We start from the raw sequence: 16,053 nt of genomic DNA on the forward strand, positions 1-16,053 counted from the left end.
GGACGCTCCGGCCGTCATCCGGGCCTCCGGTGCCGTGCCATCATCAAGCTTCGATCGACCAGTGAAGTCCGAGTTGGGAGGGCGCGTGGCGATGGAGGCCGGCCCTCGCGACACTGCACGAGGCACTGAGTCACGAGGCACTGAGTACGGTGCTGATCCGGACGGAGTTCGTCTGAGCATCGACCCGGACGCCGATCCCGGCGTCGAGCCGGAGTTGGGCGGAGAGCGACTGAGCTCCGACGGCCCCGAGGACACCCCCGGCGGGGTGATCGCCGACGGCCCCGAGCCCGGCGCGATGTCCCCCGAGCCGGAGGTCGAGGTCGAGCTGCGCCCGCAGCGTCTGCTGCGCATCTGGCAGCTCGCGCCCATCGTGGCGCTGGCCGCGACGGGCTCCCTGATGTTCGCCTTCCCGCTCGCCTTCGAGTTCGGAGACGGCGGTGCCGTGGTCGCCATGCTCGGGCTGCTGATCTGCCTGTGCGCCGCCGGCTGGGGCATGATGGCCGCCCGCCGGGTCGGCTACGCCCTGCCCGGCTTCCCGCCGCGTGGCTCCGGCCGACGCGCCGACTGGCGGGTGGTGATCGCGTACATCGTGGTCGTCGCCGCGGTGGCCGTGCTCGCCGTGGGGCGAGTGGCCCGACTGCGCTGACCCCACGGGCCCGGTCCACCAGGACGCGGGCCCGATCCGGGCCGGGCGTGTTGCGGGAGACCTCGTCCCGGAGTGGACGGGAGTGCCGTTCCGACACCGCCCCGCGCCGGCCGGACTGTCGTACCGACCCCGTACGATCGAGGAATGAGCACGCGGATCGCCTTCCTCAAGGGACACGGGACCGAGAACGACTTCGTGATCGTCCCGGACCCGGAGAACGTCATCGACCTGCCTCCCGCCGCTGTGGCCGCTCTCTGCGACCGCCGCGCGGGCATCGGCGGCGACGGTCTGCTGCACGTCGTGCGGTCCGCCGCGCACCCCGAGGCCAAGCAGATGGCGGCCGAGGCGGAGTGGTTCATGGACTACCGCAACGGCGATGGCTCGGTCGCCGAGATGTGCGGCAACGGAGTGCGTGTGTTCGCCCACTACCTCCACCGCGCCGGATATGTGGCCCAAGGCGACATCGCGGTCGCCACGCGCGGGGGAGTGAAGCCCGTGCACATCGCCAAGGACGGAGACGTCACCGTCGGCATGGGCAAGGCGCTCCTCCCCGAGGGAGGGGTCACGGTGAGCGTCGGCGAGCGCAGCTGGCCCGCGCGCAACGTGAACATGGGCAACCCGCACGCCGTCGCCTTCGTGGACGACCTCGCGCACGCCGGCGATCTGTTCACGCCGCCGCCGTTCACCCCGGCCTCGGCTTACCCGGACGGGGTCAACGTCGAGTTCGTGGTCGACCGGGGGCCGCGCCATGTCGCCCTGCGGGTCCACGAGCGCGGCTCCGGCGAGACACGCTCCTGCGGCACCGGCGCGTGTGCCGTGGCCGTCGCCGCGGCCCGCCGCGACAACGCCGACCCCGCCGTGACCGGCACCCCGGCGACGTACACCGTCGACGTGCCCGGCGGACGCCTGGTGATCACCGAGCGCGCGGACGGCGAGATCGAGATGACGGGTCCCGCGGTGATCGTCGCCGAGGGCGAGATCGACGCGGAGTGGCTGGACGGCGCCCTGCGCTGAGCCCGCGCGGCCGACGTCACTCGTCGGACGTCCATGCCGTCTCTTCCAGAAGTTCGAAACGGTAAACCCAAAAACCTTCGCTCGAATGGGTGATCCGTTTCACGCTCGGCGAGAGGCGGTCAACTGGGCGTGGTGGGGTCGGTAGCATCAAGCACCGGCCCGGACGGGGGATCGACACCATCCCCTGAGCCGAGTACGCCATGGGGCACCCGTCCGCCGGTCTTACGCAGCCGGAGGTGCCCATGAGTGCGGAGGCGACGAATCCCGCGACGCCAGGCCCTGCAACGCCCGCCCCCCAGCGCTCGGCCTCGCTGGAGCCGGCGGTGCCCCCGGCGCACCGCAAGAAGGCGCGGCCCCGGATCGACCTGCGTCGGCTGGGGCGGGCCGCACTGCTCGGGCCCGCGACCCGCGACCGGCTGCCGGACGCGATCGGGCATGTGGCCGAGGCCCACCGCGCCCACCATCCCGACGCCAAACTGGAGCCCCTGCGCCGGGCGTACGTGCTCGCGGAGTCCTCGCACCGCGGCCAGATGCGCAAGAGCGGCGAGCCGTACATCACGCACCCGCTCGCCGTGACGCTGATCCTCGCCGAACTCGGCGCCGAGACCACGACGTTGACCGCCTCCCTGCTCCACGACACCGTTGAAGACACGGAAGTGACGCTGGATCAGGTGCGTGCGGAGTTCGGCGACGAGGTCTGCTATCTGGTCGACGGCGTCACCAAGTTGGAGAAGGTCGACTACGGCGCCGCCGCCGAACCGGAGACCTTCCGGAAGATGCTCGTCGCGACGGGCAACGACGTCCGGGTGATGTCGATCAAACTCGCGGACCGGCTGCACAACATGCGGACCCTCGGCGTCATGCGCCCCGAGAAGCAGGCGCGGATCGCCAAAGTGACCCGGGACGTACTGATCCCGCTCGCCGAGCGCCTCGGCGTGCAGGCACTCAAGACCGAACTGGAAGACCTCGTCTTCGCGATCCTGCATCCCGAGGAGTACGCGCACACCCGGGAGCTCATCTCCGAGAACGACAGCCGCGACGGCAACCCGCTCGCGGAGATCGCGGAGGAGGTACGCGTGGTCCTGCGGGACGCCGGGATCCAGGCCGAAGTCCTCATAAGGCCACGGCACTTCGTCTCCGTGCACCGGGTGTCGCGCAAGCGCGGCCCCATGCGCGGCGCCGACTTCGGACGCCTCCTGGTGCTCGTGAACGAGGACGCCGACTGCTACGGCGTCCTCGGCGAACTGCACACCTGTCTCACCCCGGTGGTGTCGGAGTTCAAGGACTTCATCGCCGTCCCCAAGTTCAACCTGTACCAGTCGCTGCACACGGCCGTCACCCGCGGCGACGGCCAGGTCGCCGAAGTCCTCATCCGCACACACCAGATGCACAAGGTCGCCGAGGCCGGAGTCATCGCGCTCGGCAATCCCTACGCGCCGCCCTCGGAGGAACAGCCCGACGGTGGTGCCGAACGCCCCTTCGACGGCGAACGCGCTGACCCCACCCGCCCCGGCTGGCTCTCCCGGCTGCTCGACTGGCAGCAGGGCGCCCCGGACCCGGACACGTTCTGGTCGACGCTCCGCGAAGACCTCGCCCAGGACCGTGAGATCACCGTCTTCCGCGCCGACGGAGGCTCGTTGGGCCTTCCGGAGGGCGCCAGTTGCGTCGACGCGGCGTACGCGCAGTACGGCGAGGACGCGCACGCCTGCATCGGCGCCCGCGTCAACGGCCGCCTGGCGACGCTGAGTACGGTCCTGAAGGACGGCGACACCGTTCAGCTCCTCATGGGCCAGGACCCCGCCTCCGAGCCGTCCAGGGAGTGGCTGGAGCACGCGCACACGGCCGCCGCGCGGATCGCCATCCAGCGCTGGATGGCCACGCACCCCGCACCCGGCGCCGAGGAGGCGTCCAGAACCTCCGCCACGGGCCCCAGGCCGTCCGCCGAGGCCCCGGCCCGCCCCACCGAGGCACAGGTCGCCCGCCCCGCGAGTGCCGTCGCCGACCCGCCCGGCGCATCCGTCCGCATGGCCGGCTGCTGCACGCCCGTACCGCCCGACGAGGTGACCGGCTTCGCCGTACGCGGGGGAGTGGTTACCGTGCACCGCGTGGAGTGCGCCGGAGCGGCGCGGATGAAGAGCGCGGGGCGCCCGGAGGTCGGTGTGCGCTGGGGGGACACCACCGAGTGCCGCGTCACCCTGGTCGCCGAGTCCTTCGGACGCCCGCACCTGCTCGCGGACCTCACGGAAGCCATCGCGGTGGAGGGGGTCGCCATCGTCTCCGCGACCGTCGAACCCCCGAGCCAGCAGCGCGTGCGCCACACCTACACACTCCAACTCCCGGACGCGGCCCGCCTCCAGGGCCTGATGCGCGCGATGCGCAATGTACCCGGCGTGTACGACGTGAGCCGAGCCCAACATCCGGCGACGGCAGCCCAGTAGACACGTGGCGACGGCAGTCCCGCAGGCACCGGATGACGGCCGCTCAGTAGGCGCCGGATGACGGAGGCCCTGCAGGCACGGTACGACGGCAGCCCCGTAGGCGCCGGACGACCGCTGCCCAGCGGGCACCGGACGACGGAGCCTCTCAGGCACCGGATGACCGCTGCCCAGTGGGCACCGCACGACGGGCGCCCTGTAGGCACCGGGCGGCGGAGGCCCTGCAGACATCGGATGACGGAGGCCCTGCAGGCACGGTACGACGGCCGCCTCGTAGGCACCGGACGACCGCTGCCCTGGGCACCGCACGACGGGCGTCCCGTAGGCACCGGGCGACGGCCCCCCAATAGGCGCCGGGCGCTCGTGGCCCAGTCGGGCGCCGGACACCGGGCGCCAGGCGCTGGGCGCCCGACGGCGGCTGCCGCGGGCCGGCACCCGTCGGCTGCCGCACGACGCTGGCCCCAACGAGTCTCCGGACCGACCCGTTCGGGTGGGCCGGGCGCGAGTCGTCGGCGCGGAACCGGCGCGCGCTGGTAGCGGTGGTCCATGCCGCTCAACCCCACCCCCACGCCCGCACGCCCGAGGAGTCGCCGCGTCACGGCGGCCCTGCTCGCCTCGGCCGTCTCCGTCTGCCTGATCGCCGCGAGCGCCCCGGACCCGGCCGTGCCCCTGGGGGTCGGTGACCGCCTCTTCCCCACCCTCGGCAACCCCGGGTACGACGTCGAGTCGTACGACCTCGACTTCACCTACTCCGGCAGCAACGACAAGCCGCTCAAGGCCGTCACCACGATCGACGCTCTGACCACCGCCCCGCTCGACCGCGTCAACCTCGACTTCGCGCACGGAACGGTGCGATCGGTCGAGGTCAACGGAGTCCCGGCCGATTTCGCGAAGGCCGGCGACGATCTCGTGGTGACACCGGCCGAGTCGCTGCCCGCAGGGAGCCCGCTGCGCATCACCGTGCGGCACACCAGCGACCCGATCAGCGCGAAGGGCCAGGACGGCGGCTGGGTACGGACCAAGGACGGGCTCGCGATGGCCGACCAGGCCGACGCCGCGCACCTGGTCTTCCCGTGCAACGACCACCCCTCCGACAAGGCGATGTTCACCATCCACGTCACTGCCCCCGACGTGTACACGGTCGTCGCGAACGGTCTTCGCGAGGGCACCCACCGGGCCCGCGGGGCCACGACCTGGACGTACCGGACCGAGCACCCCATGGCCACCGAGCTGACCCAGGTGTCCATCGGCCGCTCCGCCGTGCTGCGCCGGCAGGGGCCGCACGGGCTGCCCGTACGGGATGTGATCCCCAGCGCCGACCGCGCGGCCCTCGAACCGTGGCTCCGCAAGACCCCCGGCCAGATCGCCTGGATGGAGAGCAAGGTCGGGCGGTACCCCTTCGAGACCTACGGGCTGCTGATGGCCCAGGCGCAGACGGGCTTCGAGCTGGAGACGCAGACGCTCTCGCTCTTCGAGAAGGAGTTGTTCACCGAGCCCGCGTACCCGAAGTGGTACGTCGAGTCGATCATGGTGCACGAGCTGTCGCACCAGTGGTTCGGCGACAGCGTCACCCCCCGCACCTGGTCCGACGTGTGGCTCAACGAAGGGCACGCCACCTGGTACGAAGCCTTGTACGCCGAGGAGAAGGCGAACAAGCCGATGGAGAAGCGGATGAAGGCGGCCTACCGGCTGTCCGACTCCTGGCGCGCCTCCGGCGGACCGCCCGCCGAGCCCAAGGGGCCCAAGCCCGGCCACAAGATCAGCATCTTCCGCCCGAACGTCTACGACGGCGCTGCCCTGGCCCTGTACGCGCTGCGCCAGGAGATCGGCCGCCCGGCCTTCGAGCGCCTGGAGCGGACGTGGGTCGGCGTCAACCGCGACGGCGTGGCCTCGACGGCCGACTTCGTGGACCTCGCCAGCGCCGTCGCCGCACGCGATCTGACCGGGTTCTTCAAGGCGTGGCTGTACGACAAGAAGACACCGCCGATGCCGGGGCACCCGGACTGGAAGAGCGACGCCCCGAAGGCACGCAAGCGCGCGTGAGAAAGCTGCGCCCCGCGGCGCGTGCATCGACGCGACCGGGCGCCCGGCGGCACCCAGCGGGAGTGCTGCCCGCGGGTGTCCGGCGGGTCCCGATAAGTCGCGTGACGAGACGGGCCGTGCCATGCGACCATCTTCGAGCCGGCGACCCGGCCCCCTTTGGAGGGTTGCCCCGGCCCGAACCGGGAATCTCCCGGTGGCCCCGGGCGTTGTTCCCTGTGACGGACGACTTTCGTCGGCCCGCGGCTTTCCCAGCTACGTAAGGATCCAATGACCTCCTCTTCTTCCCCTTCCCAGGACGCGCAGAATTCCGCGCAGAACTACCCCGAAGGTCTTCGGGCCGATGCCCTGATGGAAGAGGACGTCGCCTGGAGCCATGAGATCGACGGAGACCGGGACGGCGAGCAGTTCGAACGCTCCGAGCGCGCGGCCCTGCGCCGCGTGGCGGGCCTCTCCACCGAACTCGAGGACGTCACCGAGGTCGAGTACCGACAGCTCCGCCTGGAGCGCGTCGTGCTCGTCGGTGTCTGGACCACGGGGACCATCCGGGACGCGGACAACTCGCTGGCCGAGCTGGCCGCGCTCGCGGAGACCGCGGGAGCGCTCGTGCTCGACGGCGTCGTCCAGCGCCGTGACAAGCCCGACGCGGCCACGTACATCGGTTCCGGCAAGGCCAACGAGCTCCGGGACATCGTGATCGAGACCGGCGCCGACACCGTGATCTGTGACGGTGAGCTGAGCCCCGGCCAGCTGATCCACCTCGAGGACGTCGTCAAGGTCAAGGTCATCGACCGTACGGCCCTGATCCTCGACATCTTCGCCCAGCACGCCAAGTCCCGAGAGGGCAAGGCGCAGGTCGCGCTCGCGCAGATGCAGTACATGCTGCCGAGACTGCGCGGCTGGGGTCAGTCGCTGTCCCGTCAGATGGGCGGCGGCAAGGGCGGCGGCCTCGCCACCCGTGGTCCCGGTGAGACCAAGATCGAGACGGACCGGCGCCGTATCCGCGAGAAGATGGCGAAGATGCGCCGGGAGATCGCGGAGATGAAGACGGGCCGCGAGATCAAGCGCCAGGAGCGCCGCCGCAACAAGGTGCCCTCGGTCGCCATCGCCGGTTACACCAACGCCGGCAAGTCGTCCCTGCTCAACCGCCTCACGGGCGCGGGCGTGCTCGTCGAGAACGCGCTGTTCGCGACCCTCGACCCGACCGTGCGCCGGGCCGAGACCCCGAGCGGGCGGCTCTACACGCTGGTCGACACGGTCGGATTCGTGCGCCACCTGCCGCACCACCTGGTCGAGGCGTTCCGCTCCACCATGGAGGAGGTCGGCGACTCCGACCTGATCCTGCACGTGGTGGACGGTTCGCACCCCGCTCCGGAGGAGCAGCTGGCCGCGGTGCGCGAGGTCATCCGTGACGTCGGCGCGACCAAGGTGCCCGAGATCGTGGTGATCAACAAAGCGGACGCGGCGGACCCGCTGGTCCTCCAGCGGCTGATGCGGATCGAGACACGTTCCATCGCGGTCTCGGCGCGTACGGGCCAGGGCATGGACGAGCTGCTCGCGCTGATCGACAACGAGCTGCCGCGTCCCTCGGTCGAGATCGAGGCGCTCGTGCCGTACACGCACGGCAAGCTGGTCGCCCGCGCCCACACCGAGGGCGAGGTGCTCTCCGAGGAGCACACAGGGGAGGGCACGCTGCTCAAGCTGCGGGTCCATGAGGAACTGGCGGCGGACCTCGCACCGTACGTCCCGGCGCCCGCGCTCCGGTAAGCACCCCGATAAGCACTTCGGCGAGCAGTCGCTGCGAACGCACGAAGGCCCGCCCCTCGCAGAGGGGGCGGGCCTTCGCCGTGGACGCGCGTCCGTCCGCAGGGTCGCGCGGATGTCCTTCCACGTGACCGCGCGGCCGTCCGTGCTGGCGGCGGGCCAGCTACCGGCCGCCGTACTCCTTGCTCATCCGCTCGTAGAGCGCCCGGGCGCCGCTGCCCAGCTGCGGTCCCGCCAGCCAGGTGTGGCCGGCCGGGCCGATCGAGGTGTTCGAGACGAGCTCGGTCCTGCCGTCGACGACCCGGAACCAGCCGCCGCCGGACGAACCGCCGGTCATGGTGCAGCCGATGCGGTACATCGTGGGCAGGGCCGGGTTCAGCGAGAGGCGGCCCGGCTTGTCTACGCACTTGAACATGCTGAGGCCGTCGTACGGCGGCGCGGCCGGGTAACCCCAGGCGCCCATCGTCCCGGCCTCCTGGACGGACGGCGCGGAGAAGTCCACGTCCAGCGCGTTGCCGACGGTCTCCTCCAGGGACTTGGCGCCCTGCTCCGGCTTCACATGCAGCAAGGCGTAGTCGTACGGGGCGCCCGCGCCGCCCGTCTCGTCGCCGCCGGAGATCCACTGCTCGGAGGTCGAGGCCCAGTCCGCCCACCACTGGCCGTACGGCGCGATCTCCGAGGCCGTCGCGCCGGCGAGCTGCGCCTCGGACCCGCCCCGGTCGTTGTAGGACGGCACGAAGGCGATGTTGCGGTACCAGCCGCCCTTCCTGCCGGCGTGCACGCAGTGGCCCGCGGTCCACACGAGGTTGGACCTGCCGGGGTGGTTGACGTCCTTGACGACCGTGCCCGAGCAGACCATCGAGCCCTTGGGGGAGTCGAAGAAGACCTTGCCGACCGGCGCGGCGTGGTCGTGGTACGGGGTCTTCTCGGCCCGGGCGTCGACGGGGGCCGGCTCCGGGTCGCTGACGCCCCGGTCGGCCGCCGCGTCCTTGGTGGAGATCGTCTTGGCCGGGTCCTTGGCGGACTTCATCCGCTCGGGCTTCCACAGACCGTCGATCACCGGGTTGACGAAGTCCTTGGCCTCACTGAGCCACTTGTCCTTGTCCCAGTTCTCCCAGGCGCCGTTCTTCCACTGGTCGACATCGATGCCGTGCTCTTTGAGCTTGTCCTTGATGTCGTCCGGGATCTTGATCTTGTCGTTGCCGCTCGCGGATCCCTGTGACGCGGAGGCGGTGGATCCGCCGCTCGCCTTGTCGCCACCGGAGTCGCAGGCGGTCGCGGTGAGTGCCAGGGCGGCCATGAGGCCGGTGGCGGCGAGGACCGTACGACGCCGTCCTGAAGAACGCATGGTGGTGTACCCCCCGGTCGAAGCTCTGTCGCTGTGCTGGTCGGGTCTGTCGCTGTGCCGGTCGGGCGTGGGACGGCTCTCCAGGGAGCCCGCCCGAACGCGACACCCCACGGCGCCCGCCCAGTTGGGGACGATTTCCTGCCCGGGTCGAGGATGGATCTCCCGCCCGGTCGAAGAAGGATCTCCCGCCCGATCCAGGACGGACGGCGGCGGGCCGGTGACCGTTCCCGAGCCCCGTCCCACCGCCGTCCGTCCGAACCCTGTTACGTCGTGCGCGTCACCGTCCGGCGAACTTCGCGCTCACCGAGTCGTACACGCCCTTGGCCACATCGCCCAGCCGCGGACCCGCCAGCCAGCCGAACTTGACCGGGCCGATGGAGGTGTTGGACACCAGCGCCGGCTTGCCGTCGGAGCCCGTGGCCACCCAGCCGCCGCCCGAGGAGCCGCCGGTCATCGTGCAGCCGATGCGGTACATCGTCGGGTCGGCCTGCGCGACCGACAGCCGTCCCGGCTTGTCCGTGCACTGGTACAGCTTCTGGCCGTCGAACGGCGCCGCGGCCGGGTAGCCGGTCGCCGTGATGCTCGAAACCTTGGGCACGGCCGGAGCGTTGAAGTTCACCGGCAGCGCCGAACCCACGGTCTCTTCAAGGGACTTGCCGCCGCTTCCCTTCTCCGGGGTCACATGCAGCACGGCGTAGTCGTACGAGGCTCCCTGACCGCCCGTGGAACCGCCCTTCTCGATCCACTGGTCCGAGGTCTGCGCCCAGTCGCTCCACCAGACGCCGTACGGAGCGACCTCCTGGCGCGGGGCGCTCTCGAGCTGCGCCGCCGACTTGCCGGAGTCGTTGTACGAGGGCACGAAGGCGATGTTGCGGTACCAGCCGCCCTTCTTGCCGGCGTGTACACAGTGGCCCGCGGTCCACACCAGGTTGGACTTGCCCGGGTGCGCCGGGTCCTCGACCACCGTCGCCGAGCAGACCATCGTGCCCTCGGGGGAGTCGAAGAACACCTTGCCCGCCTCGGGCACATTGGCGTGGTAGGACGTCTGCACGGCCCGCGCCGTCACCGGGGCCGGTTCCGGGTCAGTGACGCCCTGGTCACCGGTGAGGTCGGCGTCGTCGACGCCCTTGTTCTTGTCCGGGTCGTCGGCTCCGCGCATCCGGGCCGGGTCCCAGAGGCCCTTGATGATCGGGTTGATGAAGTCGTCGGCCTGGCGCAGCCATTCGTCCTTGTCCCAGTTCTTCCAGGCGCCGTGCTTCCACTTGTCGACATCGATGCCGTGCTCTTTGAGCTTGTTCTTGATGTCGTCCGGGATCTGGATCTTTCCGTCACCGCCCTGGGGCACGGAGGCGGTCGGCTGACTGCTCGCCGTGTCGCTGCCCGAGTCGCAGGCGGTGGCGGTCAGTGCCAGGGCCGCGGCGAGGCCGACGGCGGCCAGAACGGGGGACGTTCTGCGGCGCGCGCTCCTGCCTCGACGGGCGGCGAAGGGCGGGCGTATGGATCGCATGGTGTAACTCCCCCTGAGCGTATGGGAACTGTGCGGTGCTTCTGCGGGTGCCTGAGCGGTTCGATCGGTACGACCGAACGGCATCAAAGACTATGCGGTCGCTGTGTGGGACGTCCGACGGAACGGCAACGGTTCAGCTACGGGGGGTGCGTCCCCGGACCCGCTGTTCTGACGGAGCGTCATCAGGGGTCCGCCGGGCGCCGTACTCCTGGTCGCGGTCCGATGCGGGGCCTGCCGCTGTCCCGATCCGGGGCCTGCCGCCGGGCCGGGGGCCCGGCGGCAGGCCCCGCATCGGCCCCGGGTTCCGGCCCGGCAAGAAACCGGCAATGAACCTGCAAGGAACCTCGAATTCACCCGCTTCCCAACGCGAGCGGCGTCGTTGATACGTACGGGGGGCCTGCCGCCTGCCTTCGGACCCCCCTGCCAACTCGCCTCTGGACAGCGGGAGGACCTGAAGCCGTGGCCGTGACCGAGTCAGTGGTGGCGCCGGAGGGGGCGCCAGGGGAATCCGAGGGGGCGCGGGATGGTGGCGCCGGAGCGACCGAGCGGGCGCGCGCGGCGCACGAGGGGATTCTGCGGCGCCAGTCGGCGCGCGAATCGGCTGCGCGAACCTATGCGCGCGCCCTTCCGATCGTTCCCGTTCGGGCCCGTGGGCTGACGATCGAGGGCGCCGACGGGCGCCGCTATCTCGACTGCCTCTCCGGAGCCGGGACCCTGGCCCTCGGGCACAACCATCCTGTCGTCCTGGAGGCGATCAGAAAGGTCCTCGACTCGGGGGCACCCCTGCACGTCCTGGACCTCGCGACACCGGTCAAGGACGCCTTCACCACCGAACTGTTCCGCACGCTTCCCCCGCGGTTCGCCGAACGCGCACGGGTCCAGTTCTGCGGACCGGCGGGGACGGACGCCGTGGAGGCCGCGTTCAAACTGGTGCGCGCGGCCACCGGCCGCACCGGCATGCTCGCGTTCACCGGCGCCTACCACGGGATGACCGCGGGCGCGCTCGAAGCCTCCGGTGGCGCGACCGACGTACGCGTCGCGCGTCTGCCCTATCCGCAAGACTACCGCTGCCCGTTCGGCATCGGCGGCGACCGCGGCGCCGAACTCGCCGCGCGCTGGACGGAGTCCCTCCTCGACGACACGAAGTCGGGTGTGCCGCTCCCCGCCGGGATGATCTTTGAACCCGTCCAGGGCGAGGGCGGGGTCATTCCCGCGCCGGACGCCTGGACACGCCGGATGCGCGAGATCACGGCGGCCCGGTCCATCCCGCTGATCGTGGACGAGGTCCAGACAGGTGTGGGCCGGACGGGCGCCTTCTGGGCGGTGGAACACAGCGGGATCACCCCGGACGTGATGGTCCTGTCCAAGGCCATCGGCGGCAGCCTGCCGCTGGCCGTCGTCGTCTACCGCGACGACCTCGACGTCTGGCTGCCCGGTGCCCACGCTGGCACGTTCCGCGGCAACCAACTGGCCATGGCAGCCGGCACGGCCACCCTCGCGTACGTCCGCGAGCACGGCCTCGCCGAGCGCGCGGCCACCGTCGGGGCCCGCATGCTGACCCAACTCCGCGGACTCGCGGCTGAGTTCCCCTGCATCGGCGACGTACGCGGCCGCGGCCTGATGATCGGCCTCGAACTCGTCGACCCCGAAGGGCCGCCGCACCTCACCCCCGACGGCCCCCGCCCCGCCGCCCCCGAACTCGCCGCCGCCGTCCAGCGGGAGTGCCTGCGCCGAGGCCTGATCGTGGAACTCGGGGGCCGCCGTTCGAGCGTCGTACGGCTCCTTCCTCCCCTGACGATCAGCGACGAACAGACGTCCGCCGTGCTCGACCGGCTCGCGGACGCGGTGAGCGCGGTGGCGCGGGGGGACCATCGACTCGGGAGGGACGGGGCACGGGGTGCCGACGCTCCGCGGTGACGGTCCGACCGCCTCCGCACGGGGCGTACGCCTTCGGGCGGGACCCGCCGGAACTTCGACCGGCGGGGAGGCCACGGCCTGGGCGAACTCGTCGGCGATGGACGGCCCCAGTCGACTGCGGCTCTGCAGCTCCACGGTTCCCGCCGGTGTCGCCCCCGCCGTCCGGCCCGTCTCGCCTCCGCCGTCCGGCCCGTCTCGCCTCCGCAGCTCCGGCCCGCGTCACCTCCGCAGTCCACACCGGCGAACCTCGGCCTTCCTCCCACCGACGTCACCACCGCCGACCCCTCCCCAGCAACCGAACAGGAAGCCCGACAAACCCGACGCACCCCGGATCCGCCCCGGTTCGTCGCCGCACGAGCCCGAACGACTCGCAAGGAATTCCCGTGAACGCCACCCCCGCGCCCGACAGCCCTCCCTCCCCGTACGAGCGAACGGCCGTCGGCACACCCGCCCCGCACCTGTCCGGATCGGAGTCCGTTCCCCGGCAGAAGGAGGCGGCCCGGGCGCCCGAACCGCCCAGCGGGGCCACCGTCGACCTGCTCGACCTGCTCGACCTGCTGGATCACCCCGACACCCGGACCGCGGCACAGGCGGCGGCGGTCGAGAACCTGCTGCGCTGCTGGGTACGGGAGAACAACCTGCCCGCGCCCGAGGACGGCACCCTTCGCATCGCCCTGGCGGCCGGCGGCGCGACCCTGCTCGTTCCCGTCCACCACTGGTCCCCCTCCGGCTGGCACCGCTTCGGCCTTCCCCTCCTCGCCGACGCTCCCGACCAGGCACCGGCCGTCGACGCGGTGATGGTGGCGGCCCTCTTCGCACGGCAGACGGCTGCCAGGACACCGACCACGGACACGACCCGCCGGGCACTCACCGACGAGTGGGCGGGAGCCGTGCCGAGCGACCCCGATCCCCGGCAGTCGGACAGCCCGGCCGGTGAAGGCGCCGACCTCGTCGGCCGGGTCGCCGACTCGGTTCGGCGCACCGCGGTGTTCATCAGGGACCGCAGGGAGCACCCCGCCGACACCCCCGACCTCTTCCTCGCCGCGGAGCAGGCACTCCTCCTCGGCCACCCCCTGCACCCGACACCGAAGGGACGCGACGGCCTCTCCGATGCCGAAGGACGGCTCTACTCACCGGAGTTGCGCGGCTCCTTCCCTCTGCACTGGATGGCGGTCGCCCCCTCGGTACTGGCGTCGGACTCGGCCTGGACGGAGCGCGGCCGCCCCGTACCGGCGGAGCAACTGACCATGCGGCTGGCCGGGCCCGGCCTGGCGCTCCCCGCCGGGTACGCCGCCGCACTGCCGCTGCACCCCTGGCAGATGCGCGAGATCCAGCACCGCCAGGAGACCGCGGCCCTGCTGGATGCCGGGCTGCTCCAGGACCTCGGCCCGCGGGGCACCCCTTGGCACCCCACCTCCTCCGTCCGCACCGTCTACCGCTCCGGCGCCTCCGCGATGCTGAAACTCTCGCTGGGCCTGCGCATCACCAACTCCCGTCGTGAGAACCTCCGCAAGGAGCTCCACCGTGGCGTGGAGGTCCACCGTCTGCTGCGCGGCGGCCTGTTCGAGCAGTGGCAGGCCGTCCACCCCGGCTTCGACATCGTCCGAGACCCGTCCTGGCTCGCCGTCGACGGCCAGGACGGCAACCCGCTTCCAGGGCTCGACGTGATGATCCGCCACAACCCGTTCGGGCCGACGGACGACGTCGGCTGCGTCGCGGGACTGGTCTCACCCCGGCCGTACGCCCGGCTCGGCACGCACAACCCGGCAGAGCGCGGCCCCTTCATGCGGTCCCGGCTCACCGAGATCGTCACCGGGCTCGCCGGCCGCACCGGCCGCCCGCGCGGCGCCGTCGCCACCGAGTGGTTCCTGCGCTATCTCGAACAGGTCGTACGCCCCGTTCTCTGGCTGGACAGCGAGGCGGGCATCGCTCTGGAGGCGCACCAGCAGAACACCCTGCTCCTGCTGGACGCGGAAGGCTGGCCCACGGGCGGCCGCTACCGCGACAACCAGGGCTACTACTTCCGCGAGTCGCGGCGCGCGGAACTCGACGCCCGGCTGCCCGGCATCGGGGCGCACAGCGACACCTTCGTCTCCGACGAGGTCACCGACGAACGCTTCGCCTACTACCTCGCCATCAACAACGTGCTCGGTCTGGTCGGAGCGTTCGGCTCCCAACGGCTCGCCGACGAGAGGCTGTTGCTCGCCGCGTTCCGGCGCTTCCTCACCGGCGTCGCCACCGGCCCCGCCCGACTGCGGACGCCGCTGCCCGCCCTCCTGCTCGACTCACCCGTCCTGCGCTGCAAGGCCAACCTCCTGACCCGGCTGCACGGCCTCGACGAACTCGTCGGTCCCGTCGACTCCCAGTCCGTCTACGTCACCATCTCCAACCCCCTTCATTTCTGAGGAACATGACCCACCCCGTCTCCTGAGAGGAGCGTCGTCGTGCCCCCCACCGATGCGAGCACCGACGCCGGCACCGCCCGCGCCCCCCGACTCGGCCCCGGATCCGGCCCCGGATCCCGCGCGGGTACCGGCTCCGACCCCGGTGCCGGTACGGACTGCGAGGACACGCTCGACCTGCGTCTCCCCGACGAACTGATCGCCTTGTTCGCGGAGGGCACCGGATCTCGGGCCGGGGCTCCGGGCGGGACTCCGGATGGGACTCCCGACGGGACTCCGGGCGGGGACGATCTGCTCGACCGTGTCGGCGGCTGGGGACCGGTCAAGACGCCCGCGGGCGTCCTCCACCTCCTCCCCGTGCGGGCCGAGCGCGATCTCCCGCTCATCCACCGCTGGATGAACGACCCCGCCGTCGCGGCGTTCTGGGAACTCGCGGGACCCGAGTCAGTGGTCGAGGACCATGTACTTCGGCAGCTCGACGGCGACGGACGCAGCGTCTCGTGCCTCGGGGCGCTCGACGGCACGCCGATGAGCTACTGGGAGTTCTACCGCGCGGATCTCGACGACCTGGCGCGCCACTATCCCGCCCGACCCCACGACACGGGAATCCACCTCCTCATCGGCGGTGTCGCCGACCGTGGGCGAGGGCTCGGCTCCACCCTGCTCAGAGCCGTCGCCGACCACGTACTGGACAAGCGCCCCTCGTGCGCTCGTGTCGTCGCGGAACCCGATCTTCGCAACACCCCCTCCGTATCGGCTTTTCTGAGTGCCGGTTTCCGGTTCTCCGCCGAGGTCGATCTGCCCGACAAGCGGGCAGCCCTCATGATCCGGGACCGGGCCCTGCGCGATCTGTTGTAGAGCCGTCACTCCTGGTTCACCGCTCGTCCCGGTCCGGTTGCCCGTCGAGGAGTCTCCGTGTCGAATCCATCCGCCACCCCGGCCGCCCGAGAGACGCCCTTGATCGCTCGGTTGTCAGTGGC

The 16,053-nt window shown here is 71.5% G+C and carries 10 protein-coding genes; 8 read left to right on the forward strand and 2 right to left on the reverse strand.

All coding sequences use genetic code 11. The annotated features are described in order from the left end of the window. The first annotated feature begins 91 nt into the window (after nt 1-91). The 5 genes from ACFYR3_RS34325 to hflX all read left to right on the forward strand — a co-directional run bounded on the left by ACFYR3_RS34325 (nt 92) and on the right by hflX (nt 7,902). Nucleotides 92-646: a hypothetical protein gene (locus ACFYR3_RS34325; RefSeq protein ID WP_355850286.1), complete on the forward strand. Its 555-nt coding sequence runs from the start codon at nt 92-94 to the stop codon at nt 644-646. 144 nt (nt 647-790) lie between these two features. Next, on the forward strand, nt 791-1,660 hold the full coding sequence (gene dapF, locus ACFYR3_RS34330; protein WP_355850186.1) for a diaminopimelate epimerase: 870 nt from the start codon (nt 791-793) through the stop codon (nt 1,658-1,660). Nucleotides 1,661-1,902: 242 nt separating this feature from the next. Further along, nucleotides 1,903-4,098 (forward strand): HD domain-containing protein, encoded by a 2,196-nt coding sequence (locus tag ACFYR3_RS34335; protein ID WP_356784444.1) that lies wholly within the window; start codon nt 1,903-1,905, stop codon nt 4,096-4,098. A 543-nt stretch (nt 4,099-4,641) separates the two neighbouring features. Further along, nucleotides 4,642-6,138, forward strand: coding sequence for a M1 family metallopeptidase (locus ACFYR3_RS34340; protein ID WP_389285818.1), 1,497 nt, complete (start codon nt 4,642-4,644; stop codon nt 6,136-6,138). A gap of 267 nt (nt 6,139-6,405) precedes the next feature. After that, complete coding sequence (hflX, locus tag ACFYR3_RS34345; protein ID WP_355850195.1) at nt 6,406-7,902, forward strand: GTPase HflX; 1,497 nt, start codon at nt 6,406-6,408, stop codon at nt 7,900-7,902. A gap of 160 nt (nt 7,903-8,062) precedes the next feature. Here the strand turns inward: hflX and ACFYR3_RS34350 are convergent, their stop codons facing one another. Together ACFYR3_RS34350 and ACFYR3_RS34355 are read right to left on the reverse strand one after the other, a co-directional pair. Then, complete coding sequence (locus ACFYR3_RS34350) at nt 8,063-9,247, reverse strand: trypsin-like serine peptidase (protein ID WP_389285821.1); 1,185 nt, start codon at nt 9,245-9,247, stop codon at nt 8,063-8,065. A 277-nt stretch (nt 9,248-9,524) separates the two neighbouring features. Continuing rightward, entirely contained in the window at nt 9,525-10,754 is a 1,230-nt protein-coding gene (locus tag ACFYR3_RS34355) for a trypsin-like serine peptidase (protein ID WP_389285823.1), read from the reverse strand. A 459-nt stretch (nt 10,755-11,213) separates the two neighbouring features. Between ACFYR3_RS34355 and ACFYR3_RS34360 the strand changes: the two genes are divergently transcribed. From ACFYR3_RS34360 to ACFYR3_RS34370, 3 genes are all read left to right on the forward strand, one after another. Next, nucleotides 11,214-12,671: a diaminobutyrate--2-oxoglutarate transaminase family protein gene (locus tag ACFYR3_RS34360; protein WP_389285825.1), complete on the forward strand. Its 1,458-nt coding sequence runs from the start codon at nt 11,214-11,216 to the stop codon at nt 12,669-12,671. A gap of 383 nt (nt 12,672-13,054) precedes the next feature. After that, nucleotides 13,055-15,076, forward strand: a complete 2,022-nt coding sequence (locus tag ACFYR3_RS34365; RefSeq protein ID WP_389285826.1) for an IucA/IucC family protein — start codon at nt 13,055-13,057, stop codon at nt 15,074-15,076. A 39-nt stretch (nt 15,077-15,115) separates the two neighbouring features. Continuing rightward, nucleotides 15,116-15,931, forward strand: coding sequence for a GNAT family N-acetyltransferase (locus ACFYR3_RS34370; RefSeq protein ID WP_389285828.1), 816 nt, complete (start codon nt 15,116-15,118; stop codon nt 15,929-15,931). Nucleotides 15,932-16,053 lie beyond the last annotated feature (122 nt).

Origin of the sequence: Streptomyces sp. NPDC005784, from assembly GCF_042871525.1 — a bacterium.
GTDB lineage: Bacteria > Actinomycetota > Actinomycetes > Streptomycetales > Streptomycetaceae > Streptomyces.

Excerpts from the sequence above, each read along its gene's own strand:
- ACFYR3_RS34325 (WP_355850286.1), top strand. The coding sequence starts at position 92 with ATGGAGGCCGGCCCTCGCGACACTGCACGAGGCACTGAGTCACGAGGC.
- dapF (WP_355850186.1), top strand. The coding sequence starts at position 791 with ATGAGCACGCGGATCGCCTTCCTCAAGGGACACGGGACCGAGAACGAC.
- ACFYR3_RS34335 (WP_356784444.1), top strand. The coding sequence starts at position 1,903 with ATGAGTGCGGAGGCGACGAATCCCGCGACGCCAGGCCCTGCAACGCCC.
- ACFYR3_RS34340 (WP_389285818.1), top strand. The coding sequence starts at position 4,642 with ATGCCGCTCAACCCCACCCCCACGCCCGCACGCCCGAGGAGTCGCCGC.
- hflX (WP_355850195.1), top strand. The coding sequence starts at position 6,406 with ATGACCTCCTCTTCTTCCCCTTCCCAGGACGCGCAGAATTCCGCGCAG.
- ACFYR3_RS34350 (WP_389285821.1), bottom strand. The coding sequence starts at position 9,247 with ATGCGTTCTTCAGGACGGCGTCGTACGGTCCTCGCCGCCACCGGCCTC.
- ACFYR3_RS34355 (WP_389285823.1), bottom strand. The coding sequence starts at position 10,754 with ATGCGATCCATACGCCCGCCCTTCGCCGCCCGTCGAGGCAGGAGCGCG.